13 protein-coding genes are annotated in these 15800 nt (G+C 39.8%); 3 read left to right on the plus strand and 10 right to left on the minus strand.

Going from position 1 to position 15800, the window contains the following annotated elements:
• Positions 1–123: 123 nt before the first annotated feature.
• From ACLOAU_RS00720 to ACLOAU_RS00750, 7 genes are all read right to left on the minus strand, one after another.
• Positions 124–1455 carry a PIN domain-containing protein gene (locus ACLOAU_RS00720; protein WP_427859896.1) on the minus strand — a complete coding sequence of 444 codons (1332 nt, stop codon included), beginning with the start codon at positions 1453–1455 and terminating at the stop codon, positions 124–126.
• A gap of 142 nt (positions 1456–1597) precedes the next feature.
• Positions 1598–2686 (minus strand): HigA family addiction module antitoxin, encoded by a 1089-nt coding sequence (locus ACLOAU_RS00725; RefSeq protein WP_427859897.1) that lies wholly within the window; start codon positions 2684–2686, stop codon positions 1598–1600.
• Between the two features lie 11 nt (positions 2687–2697).
• Positions 2698–3030 (minus strand): type II toxin-antitoxin system RelE/ParE family toxin, encoded by a 333-nt coding sequence (locus tag ACLOAU_RS00730; RefSeq protein ID WP_427859898.1) that lies wholly within the window; start codon positions 3028–3030, stop codon positions 2698–2700.
• A gap of 914 nt (positions 3031–3944) precedes the next feature.
• Complete coding sequence (locus ACLOAU_RS00735) at positions 3945–5783, minus strand: GEVED domain-containing protein (RefSeq protein WP_427859899.1); 1839 nt, start codon at positions 5781–5783, stop codon at positions 3945–3947.
• A 1190-nt stretch (positions 5784–6973) separates the two neighbouring features.
• Positions 6974–7264, minus strand: a complete 291-nt coding sequence (locus tag ACLOAU_RS00740; RefSeq protein WP_427859900.1) for a hypothetical protein — start codon at positions 7262–7264, stop codon at positions 6974–6976.
• 95 nt (positions 7265–7359) lie between these two features.
• The gene (locus ACLOAU_RS00745; protein WP_427859901.1) at positions 7360–8160 is read right to left on the minus strand and encodes a hypothetical protein; all 801 of its coding nucleotides are present in this window, start codon (positions 8158–8160) and stop codon (positions 7360–7362) included.
• Entirely contained in the window at positions 8157–9200 is a 1044-nt protein-coding gene (locus ACLOAU_RS00750) for a zinc-dependent alcohol dehydrogenase family protein (protein ID WP_427859902.1), read from the minus strand. Before ACLOAU_RS00750 ends, ACLOAU_RS00745 begins: the two co-directional genes overlap by 4 nt.
• 259 nt (positions 9201–9459) lie before the next feature.
• Between ACLOAU_RS00750 and ACLOAU_RS00755 the strand changes: the two genes are divergently transcribed.
• Together ACLOAU_RS00755 and ACLOAU_RS00760 are read left to right on the plus strand one after the other, a co-directional pair.
• The gene (locus ACLOAU_RS00755; RefSeq protein WP_427859903.1) at positions 9460–9900 is read left to right on the plus strand and encodes an Hsp20/alpha crystallin family protein; all 441 of its coding nucleotides are present in this window, start codon (positions 9460–9462) and stop codon (positions 9898–9900) included.
• Positions 9901–10213: 313 nt separating this feature from the next.
• A complete protein-coding gene (locus ACLOAU_RS00760) occupies positions 10214–10672 on the plus strand; it encodes a pyridoxamine 5'-phosphate oxidase family protein (RefSeq protein WP_427859904.1) in 459 nt (152 codons plus the stop codon).
• Between the two features lie 89 nt (positions 10673–10761).
• Here the strand turns inward: ACLOAU_RS00760 and ACLOAU_RS00765 are convergent, their stop codons facing one another.
• Positions 10762–10917 (minus strand): hypothetical protein, encoded by a 156-nt coding sequence (locus tag ACLOAU_RS00765; RefSeq protein WP_427859905.1) that lies wholly within the window; start codon positions 10915–10917, stop codon positions 10762–10764.
• Between the two features lie 262 nt (positions 10918–11179).
• Between ACLOAU_RS00765 and ACLOAU_RS00770 the strand changes: the two genes are divergently transcribed.
• Positions 11180–12073, plus strand: coding sequence for a polysaccharide deacetylase family protein (locus ACLOAU_RS00770; protein WP_427859906.1), 894 nt, complete (start codon positions 11180–11182; stop codon positions 12071–12073).
• A gap of 237 nt (positions 12074–12310) precedes the next feature.
• On the opposite strand, the gene ACLOAU_RS00775 is transcribed toward ACLOAU_RS00770, so the two are convergent.
• Positions 12311–14821 carry a cation-translocating P-type ATPase gene (locus tag ACLOAU_RS00775; protein ID WP_427859907.1) on the minus strand — a complete coding sequence of 837 codons (2511 nt, stop codon included), beginning with the start codon at positions 14819–14821 and terminating at the stop codon, positions 12311–12313.
• Positions 14822–14851: 30 nt separating this feature from the next.
• Positions 14852–15556, minus strand: a complete 705-nt coding sequence (locus ACLOAU_RS00780) for a DUF1003 domain-containing protein (RefSeq protein WP_427859909.1) — start codon at positions 15554–15556, stop codon at positions 14852–14854.
• Between the last annotated feature and the right edge of the window lie 244 nt (positions 15557–15800).

The raw sequence follows: 15800 nt of genomic DNA on the forward strand, positions 1-15800 counted from the left end.
GACAAACAAAGAGTATGTCGGAGTTATTGCAACTCACTATTTCAGCGGTCTACCAAAACTTCTTTTAAAAGTAATTGTTGTTTATAGGCGTCTTCGCATATGGAGTTCTGTTAATGTATTTTATTATCCAAGGCCGCTTGAAACTTTTACATGAAGTTTACCTGAAACAGGTTGGGGCAGGTTTCCGATAACAACGCGATAATCGATTGCGAAATTTGAGATCTGTTCGGGCCCTTCAAATACTACAATTAATGGATCTATGTTATATAGTTGATAATGTTTTAGCGAGTTTATCTGTATGGTAACTTCGTAGCTATTGGTTTGACGAATGTTAGGTTTGTCTGAGTTTAACGATGGTAACTCTGGGTACCTTCGTTCAGAGGGGAACCTAAAATTGCCCGGAAAAAACGGTGACCCTTCCATATCAAATCGATGTTTTGGTCTGTATGGCGGTCGCGGTGGTTGGGGTTCCGCGGGTCTATCACCTTCGTTAATAAGTTTGAAGCCGTCTGGAAAATGCAACCAAATGTCAATATCATTAGCTGGCGCAGTTCCCACGTTGCTTAGTATTAATTCTACTGGAAATGACAATGATATGAAACGTTCGTACGCGTATTTTTTTCGAACAAACATCCCATAATCAACCTTATATTCGTTCAATTCATTATTATATTGTTCAATTTGTTCTTTAGTCAATTCCCCAAAGCTTAATCCTTCCCTCATTTTTAAATTCAGCTTTTCAAGGTTGGTTGAAGCTTCTTCGATTTTCTGTTTCAATTGGCGCTCTTTTTCTTTAGCATCAATGTAAATCAGTGGTTGTAGCTCGGTTACTTCGCCTGTATAATTTCTGGTTACATAGTCATCAATGGTTTCGGCCATATGGTGTAACTTGACTTCAATAAACTCATTTTTGTCTTTAAAAGTCAACTCGGTTTTGGGCAATACATTTTTTAACAACTCAAGCTCTTTTTTGACTTTAATTAATTCCTTTTCCTTCTCAGATTGCTCTATGGGTGTAAGATATTTATCGCTAATCTTTATCACTTTTAAATTTACCGATCTCGCTCTCAATAATGGTCCTGTATCATTAGTTATTAAAAATGCTTCATTTTGCATTTTAGCAGAAAACTCAATCATACTTGCCATAAGAAGATCATCCTGCTCATTTCTGTCCAACTGATTTATTTCTAAAGTTTCATTACTCGGTCTTATAGGCCAGTATTGTAAAGGATAGCTATCGGGATTTTGTGTAATCACTTCTATTCTGCTCAATACTTTTTTCGCCCTGGTGGCAATTTTAGATTTTGGATTTCGCTTATGCTTGTCTAGCTCATCAAGTACTATTGGAGCCACTACAATATTGAAATCTTGGCTGTTTGCAATCTCTTTCCATGGTATCTCTTCAAAATACTGAAAATGGAGGAAAATATTTGTGTCAAGAAACAGGTAGGTCATATTTAAATTAGCACTTAGAAAGTAATTATAAAACGTATTTCAGTCAGAGGTTTCTTTTTGATAGCCTATGTTGTTGAGCTTTATAAGGTGCCACCCGGCGAACAACCTTCTCAATTTCATGACATCTTAAAACTTGTTATACCTATTCAAATACCACCGGTTCAAAATACTCCCGCCCCAGTGAATAAGGTATTAATTTTTTATGCTGCAGGCGCCCTATAATAATGGCAGGATGAGTGTTGAATTTTTTAGCAAAACGCCTGATGTCCTCTTTACTAAGCGGGGCAGACGCTAATATTTCCATTTCCTCATTTTCGGTCAATGTCCACTTACAGGCAAATGCGTCGGCTTCAGCTTCCTTCTGTAAGTCCTTATCTGTGTATTCCACTTTCTCTAAAAAAATGTCTTTTTTGCCATGTAGTAGGATATGTCCCGCTTCGTGAAAAAAAGTAAACCAAAAGCTATCGTTTCGGTTGTATCTACCGGTAAGCTGTATAAACGGCGTGTCATTAAGCCAGCGTGTAGAGCCGCTAATGGGAGCTTTTTTAATGCAGGGGGTGTGTACTACTTTCACCCCGGCTGCCAGGCAAATACGTTGTAGTTGAGCAAAAAAATCTGCCGGGTGTTTCGCCATCACTGACTTTATTTCATGCAGGGCTTCCTTAAATTTTTGCTCCGAGTATTCAGCAGCTTCCAGTTCAGCCGCTTGCAGTTCACCTTTACGAAGCCATGCCGAAATAGCGTAAGGCTCGTTGGTTTGTGCCAGCGAAATGCGAAACGCCACTTTCAGTTGCTGTCTGAAATAATAGTCCTCCCAGGCCGTGTGGTTCGAAAATCCAAAAAACGCAAGCATTTCCATGGTTTTCTCTTGTAAGGTGTTTACCTGTGGCAGCCAACCCTTCTTAATAATGTCTGCCAGTGGAAATTGCTCCGCCCATGCCACAGCTTCGTCAATAACCGCTTTTTGTTTCTCCCTTGCTATAAACTCATCGTAGGCCCTTTGGTGGTTCATCCAAAAATTAGCCGGTATTCTTGTAACATTTTCAAACTGTACGGCCATATCCGGGGTAATAGCACTTTCACCTTTCATTACCGCAATAATGGTTTTTTCTGGCTTGCCGGTACGCAGGGCAAATTCTTTAGGCCCCATTTCCATTTCTTCCAGCTTTTCGGCCAGGGTTTCACCCGGGTGTGGTTTAGTTTGTGGGTAATATTCATTTTGCCTCGTCATAAAAAAGTTTCTTAATGGTAATTGGTAATCTCAATCACTTCTACGCCTTTTATCTCTAACCAGATGTATCGGCCATCTTCATTAGTAGGAATAGGGTTTTCGTGTGCTGTAAAAATCAGCCGGTAGGGCTGGTCAAGGTCACAGGCCCATTGTCCTTTTCGGTCACCGGTTAGTTCATGGTAGTTGCCTGCCAGGTACCTAACCTCCTCCAGTGTGGTGGCATCCTGTAACTGGCCAAGCCTGCGTCTCAGAATGGTGGCACGTTGTTTACCTAATTCTTTATGCATTTTCCGGTCATCGTTAGCCAGTTTTTGTAATTTTTTTTCTGCAAATGTGATTTTCACCGCAAAGGTAGTTGTTTTTTAGTTAACATTAAGTGTAAGTTTTTTATTTTATAGGCGTTGGCCATTTTATATAATGGCTACTATCGCAAATATAAATTATAATATTGCTTTTCAATACAATGTAATTTTTCTAAGGCGTACCTGTGTCTTTCAAGTGAGATCCGATTAATTCGAAACCTTGCCACAGTTTTGCATGTTGGCTGGTAAAATTTACACCAAATTGCGACCGCTCCCTATGTCTTGAAACTTAAGCGATACTATTATTCGTATTCTTGATATTTTTATATTCGTATTGCAATGATCTTGAAAAATGACACTTAGCGCTACCTATGCTGATTTTAGGCACAAAGCCTGTGAATTGAAAAATACATTGAGGCTTCTGGTATTTTAGCATATTACTCACTAATGATAAAATTGTGCATCATATTCCGGCTCACGTTGATAAATTCAGGGGTTGTTGAACAGTCATAAGGTTGTAAGTATTATTAAACAAGAACCTGGCACATAGCAAAAAAGATTGTGTTTTATTGGTTGGCATGGCCTGTTCTTTCTAGGACAGGCTGTTTTATTAGAAATCGGGAAACTAAGGAAAAATAACCTTCCTATTCTTAACTGCTAAATCAATTGAAGGCCCTAACCTTCCTCTAAGTAGTAATACATGCAAAAAGTAAAATCATCTTACTTTCACCTGGCGGTATTTCGGAGAAAATATTGTAACTGATTTACTCAAGCATATGGCTTTTGAGAGCGTCAGTTTGTAATTCGTCAGTATTTCTATTTTTTAAGTTAGTGGGGAAATACTCTAATATTTTGTCTCATATGTCTTGAAATCACAATTACCTTAAAAAAGTGGATTCCAGGTTTAGACAAACCGGGAATCCATTTTCTATATTCCAAACTAAAATTTAATAATCTTATTCTTTTACTACAGTTACTACTTTTGAGTAGGACTTTGTACCGTCAATATCTACCTGGGCAACCCTGATATAGACCTTACCTGTATTTTCTTGCAAGCTTCCGTCGTTTTTATTGCAGCCTGCAACCAATACTGCTATGCTAAGCACCACTATAGCAATTGCACCTGCCAGATTCCTTCTTTTCAATCCCAGGCCTAATCCTAACAAGGCCAGTATGCCACCGCTTAAAGACAACGCTCCACCCAATGCATCTGTATTGAAATTATAGTCTAATGATACCGAGGAATTACCTCCATCAGCCTTGCTTTTAATCTCTCCTATTTTAGTAAACCTGTTACCATCGGCAGATGCCTCAATCTCGAAGTGATCATTGTTTGTTTCTGTCAAAGACTGCCAGTTTACAAAAAGTTTATTGCCTTTCATTTTTGCCTGTATATTACCAAAGGTTACGGGAAGCGCTGCTGCAAATGGTATAAAGTTATCTTCTATCTCACCTATGCCTGCCCCGGGCGAAATAGCAGTTGCCGCATCGGAAGTGCTTAAAGTACTTGTAGCTATGATAATACGTGCAAAAGTTCCGGAGGCACTTACCGGGCCGTTGAGTATGACATTGTTCCATGTAAATGTAACAGGCATATTGCTACTTCCTGTAGGGACATTGACTGATGTAGCAGCCTCATCGGCATCAAACATTCCATTTCCATTCCAATCCATCCATGCAATAGCAGTTGCATTTGTGCCACTTCGGTTAGATGCTGTTGTGGTAATTGTGTAAGTAGGTATTACCTGCCCCCTGGCACCGCTGTTGGGTATGGGGGTAATAGAACTAACTCCATCTTCATCATTATTAATATTATTGGTATTATCCCCATCAGCATTGGCGCTATAAATAGCATTGTATTCTGTATCGCCTCCATAAGCGCCAAGCCGCAGAAGACCACCTAAAGAATACACTGATGGATTGCCATAGCTGGCGGGAGCATCGCCACGATCAGGAGCACTTTTGGCAAATGTAAACGACCAGGAATTGCGGGCAGTTGAGGATATAGACCCGGTTTGTGTAAGTTTTATGCTCTTAACGCTATTAGTGAGCATGGTAAACGCCCAACCCTCATTAGTTACTCCTGTAACCGGTGTAGTTGCGTTAAGGGATATAGATGTAGTGGAAGGGTAGGCAAGCGGTGCACTTGCACCTGCAGCATCATTGGTTAAATGTATTACACGAATATTGCCGCTTATGTCTACAGGATTGCCAGCGGCATCCAAAAACTCAAAAGTTACCGTTTCGCCTCCGCCGTCACCTATATCGCCTACTATTAACTGGTCTAATACACTTAGATTATTAGTAAAAGTTACAGTAGCTGTACTACCTGCTGGAATGGCTGTGGCTGCACCGCTGGTGCCGCTGCCTCGCCAGCTAAGATCAATATAATTCCCCTGGGTCGGCGCATAATAATTAACATTGGTACGAAACACATAAGCACCCCAACTGTATGGCGCTATTGTTACACCGTTACCTGTAGTGGCACTGGCAGTGCCACCATAACCACCATTACCAAGATTAGCCGGATTAGCGAAGTTTGCAGTGAATGGATTGCCTCCGAGATCCCCATTGATACTGGCGCCGGCAGGTGTGCCCAACGTATACCCGGGGTAAGTGGCAAATACTGTTTGTGCATTATAATAATACCAATCAATGTCCGGAAGGTATGCATTGGGGTATTGGGCATGGGCCTTTACTCCTGATAAAACAATAAGCGTCAGTAGTAAGACAAATGTTTTCGGATAACTCTCAAATATTTTCTTTATCAAAAGATATTTTTTATTGTATTTCATTAACTTTTTTTTTACTTTTTGGAAGAATCATCAGGTAATCGTTGACGTAGATGGATAATGAAGCAAGTAAAGACCAACGATTAACACCGGAGAAATTGTTTCGTCATTGCTCGAATAAGTAAGAGGTATGGTAAACTCATTGGGAAAGTCGGGAATAGGAGTATCTCGACTTTTAATACTGAAGTAAAGATTAAGGTCCCACCTGTTGTACTTACGACATTGCTTGCAATAGTTTTAGCTGCATTTAAGATATAGTCCAATGTGTATCTTTGGCCGGCTATAGTGTTCGTTAAGAGAATAGCAAATACCATAACGGATTCGCTTTACAAATTGAAAAGAATACATTTGTTTTGTTTTAAGGTAAAAAGTCTTGATTAGAATGCTTTAATAAAAGTATTCAGCAAACATATTTACGTAAAACAATATACAATGCTAATTTTCGGTCGATGAAGCTAAAGTTTCGATGAAGTAACTGATTATATAGATAAACTTACCTATATATTCTTATTATTTTCGGACTGAAAACAGCCCTAACACTTATGTTGTTCTTGCTAACAGCTTATTAAAATATCATCTCCGTCAGGCATTGGGGTTAATAATCTTTAGTTTCTTACTGGGAATAGCACTTCAGGTATTCATAGGCATTACTGGGGTGTATGTACTAAGCAATATACTTGTTAGTAGCTCGAGGTAGACCTTACATAGAGTTGGTGATATATATATATTGATGTTCTTGATGACATTAAAAAAGAGAGTCGAAACCCTGATTTGGAAAAATCCGGAGTCACCATCTGCCTTCTATACATAAAGATAACCATGTGAAATATCGTCTGCTGAGGATATAATCAGTCTTTGCCAATTGTTTTATGGTTAAGTGAATAGCCCGCCTTTACATTTATTAGCAAATACCGAGTGCGAGAATTCCTTCAAATTGAAAAATTGCCATGCATTTCTACAAAAAATATAACTATGCCCCGGCTTTGTACAGTGAAGGTTTTTTTTAACGAAAGGTAACAAATAGCTGAGATTGATTTGACGTATCATCATAACGTAGTTGTTCTGCAGATTTATGACTGGTTAGGATAGGATATTCTAAAGCAAGGGAGAGTCCGGTTGAACGAAGCCGCTTCAAAAAATATAATAACGGGTTTACAGATATTAGTAAGATACAAAAAGAGGAACTACTTACACTAATACATGCAGAAGCCCGGAGTTAAAGTGGCTCCTCCAGCCCTTCGCTTCACTATTTTACGTTGTATCAGGTAGTCAAGTGCTTCTTTCGCTGCAATCTCAGCCTTCTTTTGATTAAAACGTGGTTCTTCCCGTGATTTGGAGATATCAAAATTTTGCTGTAATCCTGAAAACATGGCGATATCTTTAGTAGCAAGAACAAGCGGTTTCCATTGATCTTTGCTGAAAGCTCCATTAATCCTGCGATCGCATGTAATAACCACCACGGGTTTGTTTATTGGGGTTGCCAAACTGGAAATCTTTGAAAGCCTGGTTTTCCTGTTGGCAAATCAGATATTTCATTCTGTGTACAATTGCGTCGTATTCTGTTTAATATAAAGACCTATCAATGAGCAATAAAGATAGGTGCTATTTGATCTTTTATTACCAGATCCGAGAAACTTGTTTCAAGCAGGTAAGAAACAATAGATCGGTTGTAGGAGCCTGCTATAATCAACGGGTTTTTATGGCACTCGATCCAGGTAGAAAATAGCTTTTGATAGTCCCAGTGTAATTTTTGTATTACTGCATTTTGAAAATGGATGTTGACAAACTCTTTTAACAATGTTGACTGTGGGATGTCTGCATTGTCCTCGTCTTTTACATAAACAAAACTTGCAGGCAGGTTGCAATACCGGGGGAAAATTTTGGTAAATTCTTTAATTGCATGCATACATTCCCGGGAGCCGTCGTAGGTGGCAATAAGAGACTCTATTTTTCTTATATTTTCAGGAACAACCAGGATGGGGCAATCGGCCCAGCGAAACAGTTCCTGCATAAATGCATTGGGCTGTTGTGAATCTATATCTTTCCCAATCATTGCCTGGCTTAGAATAATATAATCGGCAAACCTGGACTCTTTTTGCCAGAACACTTTACTCCAGTAGGAGGCATCCCTTTCTTCTATAGCAAATTGGATATTGTTATTTTTACACTGGTTGGCAAAACGCTCGACTGCCATAGAAGCTACACCATTGATACTGGCCTTCTCCTCCCAAAAATCACGGGCAACAGATGCTACTATGTCGATAGATGAAAAAAATATTCCTTTAACGAATAAGGCTTCATGCTGTTGACTTTGTTTGATAAACTCAAATACGCCGTGGGAATAATTTTCGCCATCGCAAACAAGAATTACCTTTTTCATAAATCGTTATTTAAAATTATTTTCAATGCTTTTGTAGCGGTTGCTTTTTCAAAAGTGTCGTAGGCGCTTATAATGTCATTTAAGCTGAAGTAATGCGTTATTAGTTTTTTAGCGTCCACTTTTTTGGAGCTTACCGTCTTTAATAACAGGGGTGTTGTAACCGTGTCTACCAGCCGGGTAGTAATGGTAATATTGCGCGACCATAATTGCTCCAGGTGCAATTCAACGCTTTTGCCATGTACCCCAATATTTGCAATGGTACCGCCCGGGGCAATAATAGACTGGCAAAGTGCAAAACTGGCAGGTACTCCTACAGCTTCAATAGCCGTATCAACTCCTGTGTTTCCTGTTAACTCCATTATTTTTTGGGTACTGTTTTCCTGTTCATAATTGATAGTGTGTGTAGCGCCAAATTGCAGGGCAATTGAAAGGCGGTTCTCATTCGAGTCGATCATAATAATTGCCGAAGGGCTATAAAATTGTGCCGTAAGCAATGCAGCCAGCCCAATGGGACCCGCCCCTACGATGGCTACGGTACTACCGGGTTGCACTTTCCCGTTCAGCACCCCACATTCAAATCCTGTAGGCAATATATCACTTAGCATCACCAGGGCGTCTTCGTCACTACCGGCAGGAATAGGGTAAAGACTTGAATCTGCATAAGGAATTCTGACAAATTCGGCCTGGGTGCCGTCTATCAAATGCCCCAGTATCCATCCTCCATCCACACAATGTGAGTACATTCCTTTTTTACAGTAAACGCACCTGGCGCAGGAGGTGATACAGGAAATCAGAACGCGGTCGCCTTTTTTAAAGTGGGTAACTGCTTCGCCTGTTTCTTCTACAATCCCAACTCCTTCATGGCCTAGTATGCGCCCCTCTGTAACATCAGCCACATCTCCTTTTAATATATGGAGATCGGTTCCGCAAATAGTTGTTTTTGTAATCTTAATGATAGCGTCGGTTGCTTTAAGAATGGTTGGCTGGGGTTTATCTTCCCATGTCTTTTTTCCTGGTCCGTGGTATACTAATGCTTTCATTTTTGAATTATTTTCCTGCAATCTACCGGATCAGGGCAGCCCTTGCCAATGATATCGATTATGGTCTGCGCTGATTGTTGTCATCTAGCCTGATAGCGTTGGTGCTCGGTTTTATTATTGGGCAGGAGTAATAAAGATCATTGTCTAATCTAACCTGTATCATTGTTATGGCTATCAGGTTGTTACTAATTTTAAATCGAAGCTTTACCCATAAGGTAATAGCAACAATCAATAAATTGATCATTTAAAATGCTTAATTATGTCCAAACAATCATTAATCAGTCTCAAAAATGTATTTCCCGCAGTTGCTGACGATTTCTTTACTCCATGGAGCGAATGGTTTCAAAGGAACAATATTTTTAACCAGGATACAGTTCCTGCTTTAAATGTATCTGATGAAAAGGATGAATACATCGTAACCGTGGCTGCGCCGGGCCTGGAGAAGAGCGATTTTGACATCCGGGTAAATGAGAATGTGTTAACCATCAGCGCTGCGTCAGAAAAAGAAAACGAGGGGAATGAAAAGAACTACCGGCGCAGGGAATATAGCTATTCTACTTTCTCCCGTACAATTACACTGCCACCAGATGTAAATAAAGAAGGGATCGAAGGAAAGTATGATAAAGGCATACTGACACTGCACCTACCCAAAAATGACAATGGTAAAACCGGTACTGAAAAAACAATTCACGTAAGTTAATACCATGGCGGCTTGTTGGGCGCGTGGATATACTATGTACCTGAGCCTGGCTGGCCCGGAGGGTGCACTTAGCACCCTTTTATTTTGTAATTAGTAATAAATTATCCGGTAATGAAGCGGTATAGGGTAGCATGAAGATGGGATCAACTGTCTCTCATTGTGCAAATTGATAAAAAATATATTATTTCAAATGGCAATAGGCTAATTTTACCTAAGATTTCCAGTCCCGGTATATTTTTAGCTTAAATCAAACAGCCAGATTAATACCAGTTCGCAAAAAGGTAACAAATTCTAACCCTAATCATTCAACATTATGCTTCATGAATTAAATAAGGCTGAGATAGAGAGTGTATTGAATCATAGAATTTACGGTCATATCGGTTGCCATTCTAACGGTTTAACCTATGTTGTGCCCATTTGCTATGCTTATGAAAGCGAACGTATTTTTGGTCGCACTTCTGAAGGATTAAAACTAAAAATTTTGCGTGAAAATCCCAATGTTTGCTTCCAGGTGGAAAATGTGGATTCGATGTTGAAATGGCAAAGTGTAGTTTGTTGGGGTGAATTTAAGGAGCTTACAAGCAGGGACAATCAACTGCAGGCAATAAAAGTGTTGCAGGACCGGGTGTTGGCAAGCGTGGCAATCAATTTAGAGCAATCTTCTTATTGGCCATTTGATCTTTCTGAAAATAAAGAGCAGGGGGTGCTTTTCTGTATAGAACTGAAGCTGATGACCGGTCGTGACTTTTTTGTTGATGATCCTATAAAGTAATCGTTCTTATTCGTGTCATTATTACCACGTTGGTACATAGCCGGTATCTGCGCCGGAGCACCTCAACGCACCGGTGTAGATGAAACATGCTACCCTTTAATAATGATATCATACAACTTCCAGAAGATTTCGATAAATATCTTTTTTGCTATTGGACCAAAGAAACGAAAGCCGGAAAGCAGGATGAATGCTGTTGTTATGAACGCGAATAGCTGCTCTTTTTGTATGGATTTGAATGGATGCATTACTCAACTGTTTTGGGTTAATACTTACATTAAAGCTACTACTGCCTGAAAGTTGAAACAATGAGCGAGATCATTGTTTCAACTAACATTTATACCCGGATATCGGTGTTCCTGTTTCTGCTACCTGTTTTGTTTATTTTCAAGCGAGTTTATAATACGGGGGAAATGATATTAATCAGCATTTTCCATTACGAATGTTATTGTTAAGGCCATAGATGAAACAGATATTTGTTTGAATATCTACAATGCTAAAAAAGATGCTATGGAACAGGTAAAGGAAATTTTCCCGGTTTTAATAACCGGGCGTTTGTACAAAGTTTTTATTCTGTTATTATTGATTATGGGGTGGATGGGCCCATATGTTTTTGGAACGGGCACGGGTTCCCGAACTTCGAAGCTTATCATGGTAAGACCGGCTTTGCTGGCAAATGCCGGCGCGACAGGTGTTTTTTTGTGTGGCGCTGACACTTTTTACCAGCCACCTATACTGTGCTACCACCAGGTTAGAGATTGGAAAGCTTCTGACTCCAGGTCTGACAAGGCCTATATTATGCCGGTGAAAACATTTGCTGAGCATATGAAAATATTGCATGAATCGGGCTATCAAACCCTTTTGCCCCAAGAATGGCTGGGTTATATGGAAAGACATGAACCGTTGCCTGAAAAATGTTTCATTTTAACATTTGATGATGGAAGCCGCGGACAGTTTAGCAATGCATTGCCTTTACTGAACCGTTATAATTATAAGGCGGTATTTTTTATTATGACGGTTACCATTGATAAGAATTATTACCTGACACGGGAACAGTTGCAAGGTCTTTGTAAAGCCGGTCATGTAATCGGATGCCATACGTGGAGTCATCCTGATATGCGTTTTTTGAAAGAGGGGGATTGGTATGACCAGGTTGTGAAGCCAGGTAAGCTGCTTGGGGATATTACGGGTAACACCATCAGTTGTTTTGCTTACCCTTATGGCAGCTGGAACAGCAATGCCGTTCAGCAACTTAAAAAGAATGACTATAAAATGGCTTTCCAGCTAAATGGTCCTTACGAAAAAGGGAGCCAGATGTTCACTATCCGGCGTATTGCTATAGATGGACGCTGGAGCGGCGCTACATTAATGAAAGCGGTTTCTGATTTTAACGTTCATCGTTAGCTGCTTTATTGAGGCATCGCCATTCGGACTGCGAACAATTAATGATGCTGTTGAATTGGAAAATAAAGGCATGAACAGATATGATAATAAACAGGTTTTAAAATTATTGTTACCTATAGTTTACCCTCTCCATCCAGCCAGTGGATACACTGGCCAGGGCTATGCTAAGGTTATTGTCTTTACAAACCAGTTGGATGCATTTCAATAAAATTGATGTAGGTTTATTATGAAGCGTATTTACAAATGCTGCTTCCTTTTATTTCTCTTTACCCATTTTACTATCTCAAACCAAAATACGGAAACAAATCCTGTTAATAGCGCAACCATTAATTGGGAAGATCCTGGCCGCTCAAACCCGAAAAACCGGGTGGCCGGTTTTATATAAAGTATAAACGCTACTATGATAACGGTAATGCTAATAATTAACGGTACCAGGTTGTTTTTATACTTCAATGTAGTAAAAATAGAATAGTAAAAAGAACGATTGGTTAATGTTAGGAAGATGTTTGCTGTTATTAAAACCGTAAATACCATGGTTCTGGTTAACGCTTCATTATATCCTTTTTGTACGGCATACTCATACATTAGTAAGGTTCCCGCAGTAATTGCCAAGCCCTGCAGTACACTGGTAGATAATTCCCCCCAGCTAAAAAAAGTAGTGGTTAATGCTCTTGGTTGCTGCTGCATGGTATTTTTTTCCATAGGTTCGTTTTCATAGATAATAGAACAGGTGGGCCCCATAATAATTTCGAGGAAAATGATATGCACCGGGGAAAAAATGTTAGGATAAATCCAGCCCAACGCCAGTGGTACAAATACGGTAAGTATAATAGGGATATGAATGGAAATGATGTATTGAATAGCTTTTTTGAGATTGGTATAAATTTTTCTGCCCATGGCCACTGCATCTACCATTTTAGAAAGGTCATCTTCCAATAGAATCAGGGAAGCAGCCTGCCTGGCTATTTCAGTTCCTTTTTTGCCCATAGCAATGCCAATATGAGCGGCTTTCAACGCAGGGCCGTCATTAACTCCGTCGCCCGTCATTGCCACTATTTGATTGTTTGATTTGAGAGCATTGATGATTTTTAGCTTAGCCTCGGGAAACATACGGGTAAAAACTGAGGTGTTCATAACACAGCTTTTTACCTCATCTTCCGGTAAAGCCATCAGCTCATCACCGGTAATGCTTTGTTCATATCCTTTAAAACCAATTTGCCTGGCTATAGATTTTGTTGTTGCCGCATTATCGCCCGTTATGATTTTGACAATAATTCCGGCTTCATAAAAATCAGCCAACACCTTCTGGATATTAGGTTTGGGTGGGTCGTAAAAAGCTACAAGGCCTTTAAACCGGAAAGGGAAATCCTGTTGTTTTGCCGGAAAATCAGACCCGGGAAAATCAGCTACACCTACACCCAACACCCTGTACCCATCCGTAGCCAGATGGTTTACGGCTTTTTCTACCTGCTGTTTTTCTTTTGGACTCAGATTGGCAACCGCCATTAATGCTTCCGGAGCGCCTTTGGCTGCAATAATTCTTTTACCTGGCTCATTTTCAAAAATATGAGTCATCATGGGTGGCTTTCCGCTCAATGGATACTCGTGAACCAGCCGGTAATCGGGGCGTTCGTCTTTGGTTACTACCTCTTTGTATGTTTGGTGCAGGGCAATTTCCATCGGATCAAATGGGTTGGGTTCACTGGCCCACATGGCCAATTGGATGAGTGTGTTTTCATCCTTTGACAATGTATCTTTGGTTTCAAATATTTTATTGGACGACAATAAAAACAGCTTTGCCACACTCATTTTATTTTCGGTAAGCGTTCCTGTTTTGTCAGTACAAATTACGGTGGCGCTGCCCAGTGTTTCCACGGTTTTCATTTGCTTTACCACAATACCCAGTTTCATTAAACGCCAGGCGCCTAAAGCCATAAAAGTGGTAAACGCAACCGGGATTTCTTCCGGCAAAATACTCATGGCTAAAGTAAGCGACTGCAATAAGCTTTGCAGCAGTTGCTGTGTATTCCAAAAATTAATTACCCATACAATACCAAAAACTACTGTACCGGTAATAGCCATATTCTTTACGAAACGGGCGATCTGTTTTTCTAACGGTGTTTTCTCTTCCTCAATGCCAGCCAGGCTGCTTCCTATTTTACCCAACCTGGTTTCGTTACCAATTGCAGTAATAGTAGCCACAGCCAGTCCGCTGGCTACGGTTGTGCCACTATAAATAAAATGGTCTTTTTGTGTTTTATCCTTAAAAGCAGCAAAAGACTCTCCCGTGAGTATAGATTCGTTTACAGAAAAATCATTGGAATGAATAATGACACCATCCGCCGTAATCAACGTACCCTCTTCCACCAGCAGGCTATCGCCAATGACTAAATCCTGGCTTTTTATTTCCATTATATTTCCGTTTCGAATTACCTTGCTGTTAGGTTGCGAGAGGGCTTTCAGTTTTTCTAAGGCATTTTTACTTCGGGAATATTGAAACAAAGAGATAGATACCTGAAACAGAACCGCTACCGAAAGAAATATTCCATCACCTATGCTTCCGCTAATATAGTAGATAGCTGCCGCTGCCAGTAGTAAAATAACCATTGGTTCTGCAGCAAAACGTTTTATATTATCAAAAACAACATTTTCCTTTTTATACCTTAATAGGTTGGCTCCGTGATTTTTCCTGGACTGAAGGACCTCATTGTCAGATAAACCGCTTATGTTAAAATTGTTGGCCGGCATTTAAGTTGGGTTGGTTATTGGGGGGGTATATTATTTTTTATGCCCGCTTTTTTTGATCTCCTTCATCAGGTCTTCCAGGTAATCAGTTTGTACTTCCTGAATTTCCAGGAGCTTTTTGTTTTGATGTACCAGTAAATGATCAATTTTTTCGCTTAGCAATTTTATTTCCAGCTCAGCTTTCAGGTTTATTTTATAATCGTGTTCGCTACGTTGCCTGTCTTTTTGTTCCTGCCGGTTTTGACTCATCATAATAATGGGTGCCTGTATAGCGGCCAAACAGGAAAGGATAAGATTGAGTAAAATAAAAGGATAGGGGTCGAACGGTTTCGCAGCTAGAAACCAAATATTAATCAACATCCAAACTAAAATGAAAGAAAAAAAAGTAATAATAAAAGTCCAGCTACCTCCAAATGCTGCCACTTTATCTGCTATCCTTTGTCCAGGTGTTAGATCTGCTTCTATTTCATCCTGTATATTTTCAGAAAGAATGGAATTGTTTTTAATTGCCTCCATTACATCGCTATCAATTTTTGCGAGCTCGCCCTTTTCAAGAGTTATCAAAGAAGTCAGGTAAATCCTTCGGTATTGGTTGAGCTCATCAATTGATATAAAGTCATCTTTAGTGAAATCCGGGAATTTATTTCTCAATAGATCAAAGATCCCGGTTCGTATTTCTAGTCCACGTATGGCCTCTCCGCGTGCAATTTCCTGTTTGCTGATATGGCTTATTTTCATAACCGGTATTTCTGATTAATTGTGATTTATTTGCAACCCTATTGGTTTATGTGCATAGTAACATCGTATAGATCATTAAAACTTCAGGATGTGATTTTTTTAATGCCTTTGAGCTGTTTTAATAATGAGCATCCGGCAATGGCATTACACTGGGCGTGTCAGTATTGAAGTTCCGCAGATCAACATCCGTGTTGTATAGAATGGCACATACATTTTAGCACAGTTTTTGTAATCCGGGAGGTTA

It is taken from the genome of Paraniabella aurantiaca (assembly GCF_050309965.1).
GTDB lineage: Bacteria > Bacteroidota > Bacteroidia > Chitinophagales > Chitinophagaceae > Niabella.